This is a genomic window from Phreatobacter sp., assembly GCF_022843985.1.
Taxonomy (GTDB): Bacteria; Pseudomonadota; Alphaproteobacteria; order Rhizobiales; family Phreatobacteraceae; genus Phreatobacter.
On record NZ_JALHMP010000037.1, the window covers coordinates 1 to 14,765 of the forward strand.

Consider the following 14,765-nt stretch of genomic DNA (forward strand, 5'->3'; position numbering starts at 1 on the left):
CAGCGCCCGCCGCCGCCGGGACAGACGGCACCCCCGCCCCGGCCGCAGCGGCCACCGCGCCAGGCGGCGCCCGCCGATACGCCACCCTCGCAGCAGGACGCACCACGCGAGCGCCGCCAGGCGCTTCCCGGCGAGACCGTGGCGCCGGCCCCGGACGAAACCGTGATCGCGCCGCCGCGCCAGCGCATCAACAACCCCACCGCGGTCTTCTCGGGCCTCGACAAGATCACCGGCCGAATCATCAGCTTCGACGTCGCCATCGACGAGACGGTGCAGTTCGGCGCGCTGCAGGTGACGCCGCGCATCTGCTATACTCGTCCGCCGACGGAGACGCCGCAGACGACCTCCTTCGTCGAGGTCGACGAGGTGACGCTCAACGGCGAGGTCCGCCGCATCTACGGCGGATGGATGTTCGCGGCGAGCCCGGGCCTCTCCGGCGTCGAACACTCCATCTATGATGTCTGGCTGACGGACTGCAAGCAGACGGCACCTTTGGTCCAGGGCCAGGCGCCGGCGCCGCCCGCCGCAGCCCCCGCCGCACAGGCACCTCCCCCGCAGCGCCGCTGACCCCTTCCGGACGCGCGATCCGTCGCAGGGCTTCCGAATTGATCCGCGGGACGCTCCCCCGTAGAAGGTCCGCATGCGCCATCTGCGCCTCGCCCTCGCGCTTCTCATCGCCCTTGTCCTGTCCGCCGACGGATTGCTGTCGCAGGCGGCCAAGGCGCATCGCCTGGCGGCAGGAACCATGCCGGGCATGCTCTGCATCACCGAGAAGGACGGGCCTGCCCCCGCGCCCCATGCCGCCTGCGATGATCACTGCCTCGGTGCCCCGCCGGCAGAGGGTGGCCAGTCCGCCGCGGCGGGAGCCCCCGCGGAATCCCACGATCCGGCGGAGCGGGAACGGAAGGCCCCCCGCACGTTCCGGATCATTTCGCCCCTGAGCTTCGATCATGCCGCGAGAGCGCCGCCGGCGGCCACGTGAGGCCGCCGCCACACCCTCTCCTCTCATCGAGACATGATCATGAACAGACGCCTTCTCCTCGCGGCTGCAGCCGCCCTCCTGCCTGTCGGCCTGGCGCAGGCCCAGACCCACGGCACCCCCCAGGTCGCGACCTTCCGTGTCGGACCGCTCGTCATCGAAGCCCCCTGGACGCGGGCGACGCCTGGCGGCGCCAAGGTCGCCGGCGGCTTCATGGTGATCCGGAACACCGGCACCACGCCCGACCGGCTGATCGGCGGCACCTTCCCCAATGCGCCACGGGTGGAGGTGCATGAAATGGCGACGGTCGACGGCATGATGCGCATGCGCGAGGTGCGCGGCGGCATCGAGATTCCGGCCGGCGGCTCGGTGCAGCTTCGTCCCGGCGGCTACCACATGATGTTCATGGACCTGTCCGACCAGATCCGGACCGGCGCGGCCCAGCGCGGCACCCTGGTCTTCGAAAAGGCCGGCACCGTCACGATCGACTACACGGTCGCGCCGGTGGGGGCGCCCGGACCCTCGGGCGGCCACGGCGCGCCGCGGCACTGACGGCCATGATCAGCCGCCGCACCCTCATGGCCCTGCCCGCGGCCTTCGCCGCGGGTGAGGCCGCCGCCCATTCCTACCGCCATGGCGACCTGATGATCGGCCATGCCTGGTGCCTCCCCTCGGAAGGGCCGACCACCCGCGCCTTCATGCCCCTGGCGGTCGTCCAGGGCCAGCCGGACGTGCTGACCGGTGCCAGCACGCCGGTCGCCGCTGCGGTCCAGTTCGTGCCGGTGGCGGGCCAGCCGCCCGCCGCGCGGTGGGACATCATCCCGCGCCGTCCGATCGGCATGCGCGCCGACGGGCCGCATCTTGTCCTCACCGGCCTGAATCGGCCGCTCAGGGTCCGCGACCGCTTTCCGATGACCTTGGTGTTCGCGCGCAATGGCCCTAAGGAGGTCGAGATCTGGGTGGAGCGGTCGCCCTATTCCAGCTGAAACCATCCCGAAGCCTGCGGAACCATCCCATGCGCTCCATCGCCCTCGACAGCCTGGCCGACGACCGGGTCTACAAGATCCTCTGCTCGCTCGTCGTGCCGCGGCCGATCGCGCTGGTCTCGACGGTGAACGGGGAGGGGCTGGTCAATGCCGCGCCCTATTCCTTCTTCAACGTCTTCTCGGAGGCGCCGCCGCTGGTCGTCCTTGGCCTGCAGCATAGGGCCGACCGCTCGCCAAAGGACACGACGCGGAACATCGCCGCGACCGGGCAGTTCGTCGTCAATCTCGTCGACGAGCCGCTGGCCGATGCCATGAATGCCTGTGCCACCGAGTTCCCTTCGGACATCTCGGAGGTCAGCGCCGTCGGGCTGACCACGGCAGCGTCGCAGCAGGTGGCGCCGCCGCGCATCGCGGAGGCGCCGGCCGCCCTCGAATGCGTGCGCGAACTGTCGCTGAATTTCGGGCCGCAGCGTGAATTGCTGATCGGTCGCGTCGTGCATGTCCATGTGCGCGAGGACATCATGGATGAGCGCTTCAACGTCGACATGGCGCAGTACCGCCCGGTCGGACGGCTCTTCGGCAATCTCTATGCGCGCCAGCAGGACATGTTCGGCCTCGAGCGCATCGACCCCGCCGCCTGGGCCGCAGGACGGCGCCCCGCCGGGCTGTGAGCGGCGTCAGGGGATCAGACCACCCGTGCCCATCCGCGCGATGAGGGCGGGCAGATCGGCCGGCGGCCGCGGCGGGCTGACGAGATAGCCTTGCACATGGGTGCAGCCGCAATCGCGCACGATGGCGAGCTGCGCGTCGGTCTCGACCCCCTCGGCGGTGGTCTCGATGCCCAGGCTTGCCCCCAGATCGGCCATGGCGCGGACGATGGCGATATTGTCGCGGCTCTGGCCAAGCTCTGCGATGAAGGACCGGTCGATCTTGATCTTGTCGAAGGGAAAGCTGCGCAGGTAGCTCAGCGAGGAATAGCCGACGCCGAAATCATCCATGGCGATGCGCACGCCGAGGGCGCGCAGTTCGTGCAGCATGGCGATGGTGACGTCGTCCCGCTGGAGCAGGACCGCCTCGGTGATCTCCAGTTCGAGGCGGCCGGGATGCAGACCGGAGTCCCTCAGGGCCCGGCGGATGGTTGCGACCAGCGACCGGTCCTTGAACTGGACCGGCGACAGATTGACAGCGACCTGGAGGGGATCCGGCCAGCGTGCCGCCTCGGCGCAGGCCTGATGGAGGACCCATTCACCGAGCGGCAGGATGAGGCCGGTTTCCTCGGCCAGCGGAATGAAGTCGGCGGGCGGGACATTGCCGCGGAACGCATGATCCCAGCGGACCAGTGCCTCGAAGCCGACCAGACGGAGATCGGCGCTGATGACCTGTGCCTGGAAGACAAGGCGGAACTCGTTGGTCTGCACCGCGTGCCTGAGATCGAGTTCGAGCTGGCGGCGTGCTTCGAGGCGGTGGCTCATCTGCGGCTCGAAGAGGCGGACCATGGCCCGCCCTTCCGACTTGGCGCGATAGAGCGCGAGATCGGCGCATTTCATCAGGTGGTCGCCGCTGGCGGCATCCTGCGGGGCCAGCGCGATACCGACGCTGATCCCCGAATTGATGAGATGGCCCTCGGCCACGAAAGGCTCCGACATGTCGCGCACGAGCCGCCGCGCCAGGGTCTCCGCCTGGTGCCGGCCGGCGCGGTGCAGGAGGATGGCGAACTCGTCGCCACCGAGCCGGGCGATGGTCCCGGCACCGGCTACCGCCTGTCCCAGCCGCTCCGCGACGAGGGTCAGCAGGACGTCGCCGACCGGATGGCCGAGCGTGTCGTTGATCGACTTGAAGTGATCGAGGTCGAGGCAGAGCAGGGCCATGGGAGCACCGGAACGGCCGACATCGGCCAGGCCTTCAGCCATGTGCTGGCGGAAGAGCACGCGGTTGGGCAGGCCGGTGAGCGAATCGTGGTGGGCGAGATGGACGATGTGCTGTTCCGCCTTGCGGCGCTCGGTGACGTCCTCGTGGATCGCCACCCAGCCGCCATGCGGCATCGGGTGGTAGAGAACCTTGAAGATGCGTCCGTCAGCGAGCTGGCGGTGCGACAGGAACTCGCCCCGGCGCAGCCGCTCCAGGTAGCTTTCCAGCAATGAATCCGGCGTCGCGTCGGCGTAGTTGCCCAGCGCGATGCTGTGCTCGGTAATGGTCCGCATGGTCACGCCGGGGCGGACCACATCTGGCGACATGCCGTACATGTCGAGATAGCGCGTGTTGCAGACAATGAGGTTGAGCTCGTCGTCCAGCATGCACAGGCCATGGGCCATGTTGTTCAGCGCGGCGTCGAAGCGGCGGTGCTGCTCGCGCAGTTCGAGCGAGGCCCTCTCGCGGGCCGTGATGTCCTCGAAAGTCGCGACCCAGCCGTCATTGGCCATGGGCTGGACCCTGACCTCGATGATGCGTCCGTCGGCGAGGTGACGCTGGAGCATCGGCTCCTTGTTTTCGACCAGGGTGCGGACGAAGTCCCGATAGATCGTCTCGGCATCCTTGCCGGCCAGATGGGTCCCCTTGGCGACGCTGCGCGCGATGACCGCCCGCATGGTCATGCCCGGCCGCACCTCCTCCTCGGTCAGGTCATAGATCTCCCGGTAGCGGCGGTTGACGACGACGATGCGGAACTCGCGGTCATAGACGCACAGCCCCTGCGCCATGCTCTCCAGCGTGGCGTCCATCAGGATGTTCTGCTCAAGCATGGCCGACACGGCGAGGGCGCGCTCACGCTCGGCGCGGCGGCGGTCAGTGACGTCCTCGAACATGCCGAGCCAGCCGCCGCCCTCCATGGTCTCGACCGACACCGCGATGATGCGACCGTCCGTCATCGCCTGATCATAGGCCTTGCCGTCGGCCCGGGCGATGGCCTCGAGGCGACGCGCCACCAGGTCGTCGGCGGACATGCCGGGATAGCTGCCGAGTTGAACGCCATGCTCGAAGATCTCGCGCAGGCTGATGCCGACCTGCACCACGGCGGGGTCGGCGCGAAACAGCGTGATGTAATTGGTGTTGCAGACGATCAGGCGCTGGTCGGCATCGAACATGCAGAGCGCCTGGGGCATGGCATTCAGGGCCGCGTCGAAACGCTGATGCTGCTCCTTGAGCGCCTGCACCGCCAGTTCCCGATCCGTGACATCCTCGGCGGTGAATATCCAGCCGCCATCGGGGGTGGCCCGCGCGCGGGTATGGATCCACCGCCCATCGGGCAGATGGCGGCGACGGGTGACCTCCTTGCCGGCAGCGATGTTCCTATCGGCCTCCTCGATCATCTGCTCCAGCGTCTCACCGGTATACAGCCCCCTCTCGATGGCGAGGGCGTAGATCTGGTGGAGGTGGACCCCGGGCCTGATCTCGCCAGACGTGAAGCCAAAGATCGCGGGATAGCGGCTGTTGCAGACGACGAGCCGCTTCGCCGAATCAAAGACGGCCAGTGCATGCGACATGTTCTCCAGCGCTTCGCGGAAAATCGTCGCCTGGGACCGGAGTTCATCCTCCAGCTTCTGCTGGGCGGTGATGTCGTGGTGGATGGCGACCCAGCAGCCGTCCGGCGCCGGCTGATAGCTGATCAAGACCGTGCGGCCATCGGCAAAGCGTTCGCGGCGCGAGAAAGGCTCGCCCTTCGCCAGCAGGGCGAGCCGCTCGGCCCAGGCCTGGTCCAGCGGCACGCCATCAAGACGGTCCTGTTGAGCACTGTAGCGCAGCAGGCCATACATCGAGGCGCCGGCGCTCGCGACCTCCATGGGCATGCCGAAGAGATCGAGCATGCGGCGGTTGGACAGACGGATGGTGAGGTCGGCGTCGAAGACGCAGAAGCCGTGCGCCACGGATTCGAGCGCGATCTCACGATAGTCGACGGACGGCGTCGCGGCCGCTCTGCCGCGACGGTCCATGCGAACGGCTGTTTCGCTGCGCGTCACGCCCACAAGCCGCCTCCAAGGCCCCACCGACTCAGTTAGCGCCCATCCCACGAACAAGACGTTAATCATCATGGTCGAAAGCGGGCACTCCCCGATTTCGATCCTGATGCTGCCCGACGGGAGCGGCGCTGGTTCAGGCGGAGACGACGGCGGTCAAATCGATGGGCCCTCTTTGCCGCAATCCCAGAGAAGCACCGGCGACGGCCGCGCAACACGGGACCGGGCGATCCGACGCCTGTTGGAAACACCGAGGACCTAAGGCAAGCTTGCCAACAGCCTCCAGGGGGTTCCCATGGCCACTCACCGCATGTCCGGACGCCGCATTCTCGCCGGCCTCGTGGCCACCCTCCTGGGGACGGCGACGCTGACGGTCCTCGACGTGCGCAGTGCTGCGGCCCAGTTCGATCTCGGGGCGGGGCTGCGTTCCCTCGGTGGCGGACAGAATGCCGGGCGGGGCGGCGAGCGGGCGCGACCGGGAGCGGCGACGCAGCGGCGTGGCCAGCCCTCATCCCAGGCGCCGCGGGCAACCCGTCGCGGCCAGCAGGCGGCCCCCGAGGCCCCGGCGGGCGGCCTACCGGGCGCACTCGGCGCCATCCTCGGCGGCGGAGCTGCACAAGCCGATCCGCAGCAACAGCCCGGGCGCGGCAATGCCCGGCGTGGCAACGCGCGTGACCGTCGCCAGCAGCAGGCCGCACCGCAGCAGGATCAGGGCGCGGGGGCGGCCGCGGCCCTCGGGGTGATCGCGCCGCTGATCGGGGCGGCGGTGGGTGGCGGTGGCATTCCCGGCGGCCCCGGCGGCATCCTGCCTCCCGGCCTGCCCGGCGGCGGTGGCTTCGGCGGTGGCGGCGGCGGCCGCAACGCCATCCTTGGCGCAGCGGCGGTGGCCATCGCGGTGCCGGCCATCCTGTCGATCATCGAACAGGCCCGGGCAAACGACCGGGCCGCCGAGGCAAACGAACCGCCCGGGCTTCCCCCCGCGGATGAGCGCCGCTTCGTCGCCGGCGAGGTGCTGTTCATCATGTCACCCGATGCGCCGCGCGACGCCATCCGCCAGGTCGAGCGCCGCTTCGGCCTCAGGCTCTTGCAGCGCGAGACCGCCGAGGTGGTCGGCGCCGTCATGCACCGCTACCGGGTGCCGAACCGCCAGACCGTTCCGGCGGCCATCCGCGCCATGCAGCAGGCGGTGGGCTTCGCCTATATCCAGCCCAACTACGTGTTCGAACGCCCCGAATTCCGCGTCCGCCTGCAATCGGCCAATGCGATGCGCGCCGGCCGCGACCAGCGGCTGCAATATGTGGTCGACGCGCTGCGCCTGTCCGAGGCACATCAGATCGCCCGCGGCCAGCGCGTCGCCATCGCCGTGATCGATTCCGGTGTCGATGCCGGGCATCCCGAACTCGCAGGGCGCGTCACGCAGAGCTTTGACGCGGTAGGCGGCGCGTTCCGGGCCCATGAGCACGGAACCGGCATGGCGGGCGCCATCGTGGCGCAGCGCCAGTTGCTTGGCGTCTCGCCCGGTGCCGACATCTATGCCGTGCGCGCCTTCGCGCCGGGCCAGACACAAGGCTCGACAGGCACCAGCTTCCACATCGTCAAGGCCATGGACTGGGCCATCCGCAACGGCGCGAGGGTCATCAACATGAGCTTCGCCGGGCCGCGCGACCCGATGATCGCCCGCGCCATCCAGGTGGCGGCAGACCGGCGCATCGCCATGATCGCCGCCATGGGCAATGGCGGGCCCGGCGCGCCCATCGCCTTTCCCGCTGCCGATCCCAACGTCATCGCCGTGACGGCCACCGACCGCGACGGGCGGCTGTTCGATGCCGCGACGCAGGGCGAGCATGTGGCCGTCGCCGCGCCGGGCGTCGAGATCATCCTGCCGGCACCGCGCGGCGGCTACCAGATCTCCTCGGGCACCTCGGTGGCTGCCGCCCATGTCAGCGGTATCGCCGCGCTGATCCTGGAACGCCATCCGGACGCTGACCCGGCGACGTTGCGCCGGCTGCTGCAGGCGACCGCCCGCCAGGCCGATATTCCCGACCCGAAGCTCGGCGCGGGAGTCGCCGATCCGGTGCGGGCCCTGACCGCCGAACTGCCCCGGCAGGAAGCCCCGCCCGCCATGGCGACGGCGCCGGCGGACCCCTCGCCCCGTGCATCGGCGCAGCCGGCGCCGGAGGCGCCGGCCGCCCCCGCCCCGGCGAGCCTGACACCGCGCTGAGAGACGAGGCGCAGGCCGCTCGCTCCCTGCTGGCATGGCATGTTTACGTCCTGGGCAGGATTTGACCCGTACCATCTGTCCAATTCGCGCTCCGTTTCCCAAGGGAGTTGCGTTGGGGCGGGACGGGGCCATGGCGACAGCACCGGACGAGAGCATCGCAGATATCGGTTTTTTCGGGCCCGTCATCGAACAGGCGGTCGACGCCGTCGTGGTCATCGACGGTTGCAACAATGTCGTCCTGTTCAACGCCGCAGCCGAGCGGCTCTGGGGGATTGACCGCCGCACAGTCCTCGGCCGGAACGTCCGCATTCTGGTGCCGGCCGACGTCGCCGCCCGCTACGAGGAGCAGATCGAGAACAACAGGCTCGGCGCTGACGACCAGCTGGTCGGCTCGACCCTGGAGGTCCCCATCGAACGTCCCGACGGGACGCGCGGCTGGGGCTCGCTGTCGTTGTCGCGGACCTGGATCCGCGAGACCATCTACTACGCGGCCTTCATCAAGGACGTCACCGAGGAGGTGCATCGCCGCGAGGAGCTCTACCTCCTGTCGCTGGTGGCGAACGAGACCGACCGGGCGGTGCTGATCACCGACAGCTGTCACCGCGCGGTCTATGCCAACCGTGCCTTCACTGACCTGTTCGGTTATGGGCGCGAGGAGTTGATCGGCGCCGATCCCTCGCAATTGCTGGCGGGGCGGCACACCAATGCCAGGACGCTGGTGGCGCTCGGCAATCTGACGAGCGGCGACCGCAGCGAGACGATGGAGCTGATCGCCTATCACAAGGACGGACGGGAGATCTGGGTCGCTGCCACGGTCAATCCGGTCTTCGGCGAGGGCGGCAAGCTGCGCAACGCCGTCTCGGTCATCTGCAAAATCACCGAGACGCGCCAGACCCAGGTGCTGCAGCAGCGCGTCCTTGAGGCGGTGGCCCGCGACGACGACCTCGACATCGTCGCCGATCTCGTCTGCCGCGAGGTTGAGACGATTGCGCCGGGGGTCGTCTGCTCAGTCATCAGGGTCGACGACCAGAAGACGCTGCGGCCGCTCGCCGCGCCGAGCCTGCCCGCCTATTACTCCCAGGCGCTGGACGGCATTGCAATCGGGCCGTCGGTCGGCTCCTGCGGTACCGCCGCCTGGCGCGGCGAACCGGTGCTTGTCGAGGACATCGAGACCGATCCGCTCTGGGCCCCCTACAAGGAGCTGCCGCTGCCGCTCGGGCTGAAAGCCTGCTGGTCGAGCCCGATCAAGCTCAAGGACGGCCGCGTCGCCGGGGCGTTCGCCTTCTATTACCGCGAAAAGCGCGGTCCCAGTGCGTGGCACGAGCGACTGGTCGAGGCCTGTATCCATCTGTGCGCGCTCGCCATCGAGCGCCACGAAGCCAAGGCCCATATCGCCCGGCTCGCCTATTTCGACACGCTGACAGGCCTGCCCAACCGCAGCCAGCTCGTGCAGGCCATCGATCAGCGCATCGCCAGGGCGCAGGGCGAGCAGGCTCCGGAGATGGCCGTCCTCTTCCTCGACGTCGACAGCTTCAAGGATGTCAACGATTCGCTCGGCCATTCGGCCGACGACGCCCTTCTCGTCGAGATCGGCCAGCGCCTGCGCAGCCAGGTGCGGCCGGGCGACATGGTCTGCCGTCTCGGCGGCGACGAGTTCGTGATGGTGCTGGATGATTGCGGCAGCGCCCGTGCGGCTCAGGTCGCCGAACGCGTGGCGAAGTCCCTCGCGGTTCCTGCCAGCATCGACGGCATGATGCTGTCCGCCTCGGTCAGCATCGGCATCAGTCTCTATCCCAGCGACAGCAGGGACCGCGAGGAACTGCTCAAGCACGCCGACACGGCGATGTACGAGGCGAAGAACGACGGCCGAGGCGCCTTCCGCTTCTACAGCCCGGGCATGAACGACCAGATCCACGAACGGCTCGTGATGGGCAATGCCCTCAAGGACGCGCTGCGTGCCGGCCACCTGCAACTGCATTACCAGCCGCAGATCCTCGGCGAGAACGGCAAACTGCACGGCGTCGAGGCGCTCGCCCGCTGGCATCATCCGGTCTTCGGCCAGGTGCCGCCCTCGCGGTTCATCGCGCTGGCGGAGGAATGCGGCCTGATCGAAGCGATCGGCGAATGGGCGCTCTGCGAGGCCTGCCGGCAATTGGCGGAGTGGCGGGCGCAAGGCCTGGCGATCCCGACCATCTCGGTCAATCTGTCGCCGCTGCATTTCCGCAATCCCAGCCTGCCCGCCCTCATCTCGGCGGCCCTGGAGGCATCAGGGCTCCCGGCCGACGCCCTGACGCTGGAGATCACCGAAGGCGTGATGATGGACAAGTGCCCGGCAACGATTGCCACGGTCGAGGCGGTCGCCGGCCTGGGTGTGCGGCTGTCCCTCGACGATTTCGGCACCGGCTATTCGAGCCTCTCGTCGGTTTCGACGCTGCCGATCGCAGAGATCAAGCTGGACCAGAGCTTCGTGCGCGACCTGCAGACCGACAAGAACGCCCGGGCGGTCGCCTCCGCCGTTATCCGCATCGGCCAGAGCCTCGGCCTGACGGTCGTCGCCGAGGGCGTCGAGACCGAGCCGCAGCGCCGCTTCCTGCAGGGCCTGCGATGCCATGCGATGCAGGGCTACCTCTTCTCGCCGGCAATGGCGCCGGCGGCGCTCGCCGCCTGGCTGGCACCGCGCGACGAACCCGCCGCCGTCGCCGGGGTCGCCTGACGACGGGCGTCACAACTCGAAGATGTCCTTGCTCGGCCGGATATAGGACTGGCACAGGCAGTGGATGCCGAGCGGGCAGAGCGCCTGATCGGCGCGGGCGTGATGGACGCCGCAGATCATGCTGGCGAAGGACTCCTCGCCGACCTTGCCGAGCACCTCGTGACGCACGGTCTTGGCGCGCGGGACCGGACCGAAATAGACACGGGAGCGGACGAAGGGGCGCGGCATCGCCAGGACCGACTCCGCCCGGGAGCGCAAGGTCTTCGTGCTGAACGGCCGAGCCACATATTCATGCACGCCAGCGGTCACGGCACCGAGAACGGACGCGCGGGTGGGATAACCGGAGATCATGATGATCGGGGTGAACTCGAGTCCGCCATCGGCGCGGCGCAGCATCTGGGTGACCTCGACGCCGTCCAGACCGCTCAGGTTCATGCCGAGGACGATCAGGCTCGGGCGCAACTGTTCGGCCGATTCCACGGCATCGAAACCCGTCCGGCATTCGATCACCCGGCCGAGGCCCGTCAGGACCGAGCGGATGATCCGGCGCGAAAAGGCTTGCTCATCGGCGACCAGGATCGTGGTGCTGGCCGGGCGATGCAGATTGAGGGGGTTACTCTTCGACACGCGACGTGACCTTGGGTCATGCAACCTGACTGTCATGCCACGATCGTGCTTAAGGAAGCGCTAAGCGGCGCGACGCGCCGATGCGAGCAGCGTGGCGTGGCGCAGACAGAAGGACGGCGAGGGAACGAGGTTGCGCAGGGCCCGCGCGAGTGGATGGGAGGAGACCGCGCTCAAGGGGTCGCAGATTGCGGTCCCCTCCCGTCCGAGCCATTGAACCGGCGACGCAAAACCTGATGCCGGATCACCTTTTGTCTTGCAGAGGCGATGCCACGGCTTTCCCTGACCCCTCATCACAACATATGGTGCCCCGACCGCCCTCCGGCCGCCATATCTGGACTGACCTGCCGTGCCGCCCCCAGCCGGTCTCGCCGAATGCGCCATGCATTCCGCAAGAGCCTCGCAAATTGCGAGAGCGGTGCCGGCAGCAAGCGCCACGCCCTGGCGCCCGGTTTCCGTTGCACCGCGGGGCCGTCTCCTATAGACGCACCGCAACAGAGTTCACGCGGGCCGCCTTTTCGACGATGCCCGCTTTTTTCTATTCGCCCGACCGGACGCCCCTGCCATGTCTATGCGCAACATCGCCATCATCGCCCATGTCGACCATGGCAAGACCACCCTGGTCGACAAGCTGCTGCAGCAGTCCGGCTCCTTCCGCGACAACCAGCGGGTCGCCGAGCGGGTCATGGACTCCAACGACCTTGAGAAGGAGCGCGGTATCACCATCCTCGCCAAGGCGACCTCGGTCGTCTGGAAGGACACGCGCATCAACATCGTCGACACGCCGGGCCACGCCGATTTCGGCGGTGAGGTCGAGCGCATCCTCTCCATGGTGGACGGCGCCATCGTGCTGGTCGACGCCGCCGAGGGGCCGATGCCGCAGACCAAGTTCGTGGTCGGCAAGGCGCTGAAGATCGGCCTCAAGCCGATCGTCGCCATCAACAAGATCGACCGTCCCGACGCCCGCCATGTCGAGGTCATCAACGAGGTCTTCGACCTGTTCGCGGCGCTCGATGCCACCGACGAACAGCTCGACTTCCCGATCCTCTACGGGTCGGGACGCGAGGGCTGGATGGCTGAAAAGCCGGAAGGCCCAATCGACCAGGGCCTCGCCCCCCTGTTCGACCTCGTGCTGCGCCATGTGCCCGAGCCCGATGTCGGCAACGGCCCGTTCCGCATGCTCGGCACGCTGCTGGAGGCGAACCCCTTCCTCGGCCGCATGATCACTGGCCGCATCGCGTCCGGCACGGTGAAGCCGAACCAGTCGATCAAGGTGCTCTCCCGTGACGGCACCGTGGTCGAGACCGGCCGCATCTCCAAGATCCTCGCCTTCCGCGGCATCGAGCGCCAGCCGATCGACGAGGGCATCGCCGGCGACATCGTCGCCATTGCCGGCCTGTCGAAGGGCTCGGTCGCCGATACGTTCTGCGACCCGACCGTCGACACCCCGATCCAGGCCCAGCCGATCGATCCGCCGACCGTCATGATGGGCTTCATCGTCAATGACAGCCCGCTCGCCGGCACCGAGGGCGACAAGGTCACCAGCCGCATGATCCGCGACCGCCTGTTCAAGGAGGCCGAGGGCAACGTCACGCTGAAGATCGAGGAAAGCCCGGACAAGGACACGTTCTTCGTCTCCGGCCGCGGCGAACTCCAGCTCGCCATCCTCATCGAGACCATGCGCCGCGAGGGCTTCGAACTCGCGGTGTCGCGGCCGCGCGTCGTCTTCCAGAAGGGCGACAATGGCGAGGTGCTGGAGCCGGTCGAGGAGGTCCTCATCGACGTCGACGAGGAGCATTCCGGCGTCGTCGTGCAGAAGATGAGCGAGCGCCGCGCCGAAATGGTCGAGATGAAGCCGTCGGGCGGCAACCGCCTGCGCCTCGTCTTCCATGCCCCGACCCGCGGCCTCATCGGCTACCAGTCGGAGTTGCTGACGGACACCCGCGGCACGGCCATCATGAACCGCCTGTTCAAGGCCTATGAGCCGCACAAGGGCGAGATCCCCAGCCGGATCAACGGCGTGCTGATCTCCAACGATATCGGCGAGGCCGTCGCCTATGCGATGTGGAACCTCGAGGATCGCGGCCCGATGATCATCGATCCCGGGGTCAAGGTCTATCGCGGCATGATCATCGGCATCCACAACCGCGACAACGACCTCGAAGTGAACGTGCTGAAGGGCAAGAAGCTCACCAATATCCGCACGACCTCCAAGGACGAGGCGGTGCGCCTCACCCCGCCGATCCGCATGACCCTGGAGAAGGCCCTGGCCTGGATCCAGGACGACGAACTGGTCGAGGTCACGCCGAAGTCGATCCGCGTGCGCAAGACCCATCTCGACCCGAACGACCGCAAGCGCGCCGAGAAGTCGCGGGAAGCGGTGGCCTAAGCCCCGCTCCCGCCCCGTCACCTGCCGGGGCAATCGGCAAATCGCGGCGGCCGCTTCTCCATGTTGGCGGCCACCGCCTCACGCTGGTTGGCGCTGCCGAGAATGGCCTGCTGCTCGACCGATTCCAGCAGCAGCCCCTCGGCGGGCGGCACGACCGTCGCGGCGTTGAGCAGCCGCTTGGCGGCACGGACGGCGTCCGGATTCTTCGCCGCAATCTCCCGCGCCGCCGCCAGCGCCGCCGCCCGCGGATCGGCCTCGACGCGGGTGACGAGGCCGAGGCGGCAGGCCTCCTCGCCGGTGACGACGCGGCCGGTATAGGTCAGGTCACGGACGACGTCGTCGCGGCAGAGATGGCGCAGCAGCTGGGTGCCGGCAACATCGGGCACCAGCCCCCATTTGATCTCCATGACCGAGAGCCTGGCGTCGGCGGTCGCCAGTCTCAGGTCGGCGCCGAGCGCCACCTGCAGGCCACCGCCATAGGCGACGCCGTGGAGGGCGCAGATGACCGGAACGGGCAGCTCGCGCCAGCACCAGGCCGCATATTGCGGCCGGTTGGCGATGCCGTGGGTGCGGAGCGTGAGATCGGAGAGCGCCGCATCGCCGCCCGCCTGCATGGCCTGGAAGGAGGCGAAGTCGAGGCCGGCGCAGAAGGCGCGCCCTTCGCCGGAGAGCACGGCCGCCCGGACGCCGGCGGTGTCGCGGACAAGGTCCGCCGCCTCGATCAGGGCATCGAACATGGCGTGGTCGAGCGCGTTCATCTTGTCCGGGCGGTCGAGGCGGATATCGGCGACGCCGTCCGCGACGGTGACGGCGATGCGGTCGCGGATGCGGGTGGTGGTCATGGGCCGGCTCCTCGGCCCATTGTGGGAGAGGCGGGAGGCCGGTTGAAGCCGGCCATTCGGG

At 68.6% G+C, this 14,765-nt stretch carries 11 protein-coding genes; 8 read left to right on the forward strand and 3 right to left on the reverse strand.

Going from position 1 to position 14,765, the window contains the following annotated elements:
* The 5 genes from Q0C57_RS19100 to Q0C57_RS19120 all read left to right on the forward strand — a co-directional run.
* A partial coding sequence (locus Q0C57_RS19100) for a DUF2155 domain-containing protein (RefSeq protein ID WP_296578921.1) occupies nucleotides 1-567 on the forward strand: 567 nt, incomplete at its 5' end.
* Between the two features lie 73 nt (nucleotides 568-640).
* Nucleotides 641-982 (forward strand): hypothetical protein, encoded by a 342-nt coding sequence (locus Q0C57_RS19105; protein ID WP_296578923.1) that lies wholly within the window; start codon nucleotides 641-643, stop codon nucleotides 980-982.
* A gap of 39 nt (nucleotides 983-1,021) precedes the next feature.
* A complete protein-coding gene (locus Q0C57_RS19110; RefSeq protein ID WP_296578925.1) occupies nucleotides 1,022-1,531 on the forward strand; it encodes a copper chaperone PCu(A)C in 510 nt (169 codons plus the stop codon).
* 5 nt (nucleotides 1,532-1,536) lie between these two features.
* Complete coding sequence (locus Q0C57_RS19115) at nucleotides 1,537-1,965, forward strand: copper chaperone PCu(A)C (protein WP_296578927.1); 429 nt, start codon at nucleotides 1,537-1,539, stop codon at nucleotides 1,963-1,965.
* A gap of 29 nt (nucleotides 1,966-1,994) precedes the next feature.
* Entirely contained in the window at nucleotides 1,995-2,636 is a 642-nt protein-coding gene (locus Q0C57_RS19120; protein ID WP_296578928.1) for a flavin reductase family protein, read from the forward strand.
* A gap of 6 nt (nucleotides 2,637-2,642) precedes the next feature.
* Here Q0C57_RS19120 and Q0C57_RS19125 read toward each other — a convergent pair whose 3' ends face one another.
* The gene (locus Q0C57_RS19125; protein ID WP_296578930.1) at nucleotides 2,643-5,891 is read right to left on the reverse strand and encodes a PAS-domain containing protein; all 3,249 of its coding nucleotides are present in this window, start codon (nucleotides 5,889-5,891) and stop codon (nucleotides 2,643-2,645) included.
* Between the two features lie 319 nt (nucleotides 5,892-6,210).
* Here Q0C57_RS19125 and Q0C57_RS19130 point away from each other — a divergent pair, with 319 nt between their 5' ends.
* Together Q0C57_RS19130 and Q0C57_RS19135 are read left to right on the forward strand one after the other, a co-directional pair.
* Nucleotides 6,211-8,136, forward strand: a complete 1,926-nt coding sequence (locus tag Q0C57_RS19130; protein ID WP_296578932.1) for a S8 family serine peptidase — start codon at nucleotides 6,211-6,213, stop codon at nucleotides 8,134-8,136.
* Between the two features lie 130 nt (nucleotides 8,137-8,266).
* Entirely contained in the window at nucleotides 8,267-10,849 is a 2,583-nt protein-coding gene (locus Q0C57_RS19135; protein WP_296578935.1) for an EAL domain-containing protein, read from the forward strand.
* A 9-nt stretch (nucleotides 10,850-10,858) separates the two neighbouring features.
* Here the strand turns inward: Q0C57_RS19135 and Q0C57_RS19140 are convergent, their stop codons facing one another.
* The gene (locus Q0C57_RS19140) at nucleotides 10,859-11,476 is read right to left on the reverse strand and encodes a response regulator (protein ID WP_296578938.1); all 618 of its coding nucleotides are present in this window, start codon (nucleotides 11,474-11,476) and stop codon (nucleotides 10,859-10,861) included.
* A 562-nt stretch (nucleotides 11,477-12,038) separates the two neighbouring features.
* Here Q0C57_RS19140 and typA point away from each other — a divergent pair.
* On the forward strand, nucleotides 12,039-13,862 hold the full coding sequence (typA, locus tag Q0C57_RS19145; RefSeq protein ID WP_296578941.1) for a translational GTPase TypA: 1,824 nt from the start codon (nucleotides 12,039-12,041) through the stop codon (nucleotides 13,860-13,862).
* Between the two features lie 17 nt (nucleotides 13,863-13,879).
* Here typA and Q0C57_RS19150 read toward each other — a convergent pair whose 3' ends face one another.
* A complete protein-coding gene (locus tag Q0C57_RS19150; protein ID WP_296579000.1) occupies nucleotides 13,880-14,689 on the reverse strand; it encodes a crotonase/enoyl-CoA hydratase family protein in 810 nt (269 codons plus the stop codon).
* Nucleotides 14,690-14,765 lie beyond the last annotated feature (76 nt).

Coding starts and splice junctions, on each gene's coding strand:
- Q0C57_RS19105 (WP_296578923.1), top strand. CDS start 641: ATGCGCCATCTGCGCCTCGCCCTCGCGCTTCTCATCGCCCTTGTCCTG.
- Q0C57_RS19110 (WP_296578925.1), top strand. CDS start 1,022: ATGAACAGACGCCTTCTCCTCGCGGCTGCAGCCGCCCTCCTGCCTGTC.
- Q0C57_RS19120 (WP_296578928.1), top strand. CDS start 1,995: ATGCGCTCCATCGCCCTCGACAGCCTGGCCGACGACCGGGTCTACAAG.
- Q0C57_RS19130 (WP_296578932.1), top strand. CDS start 6,211: ATGGCCACTCACCGCATGTCCGGACGCCGCATTCTCGCCGGCCTCGTG.
- Q0C57_RS19115 (WP_296578927.1), top strand. CDS start 1,537: ATGATCAGCCGCCGCACCCTCATGGCCCTGCCCGCGGCCTTCGCCGCG.
- Q0C57_RS19135 (WP_296578935.1), top strand. CDS start 8,267: ATGGCGACAGCACCGGACGAGAGCATCGCAGATATCGGTTTTTTCGGG.
- Q0C57_RS19125 (WP_296578930.1), bottom strand. CDS start 5,891: ATGGACCGTCGCGGCAGAGCGGCCGCGACGCCGTCCGTCGACTATCGT.
- typA (WP_296578941.1), top strand. CDS start 12,039: ATGTCTATGCGCAACATCGCCATCATCGCCCATGTCGACCATGGCAAG.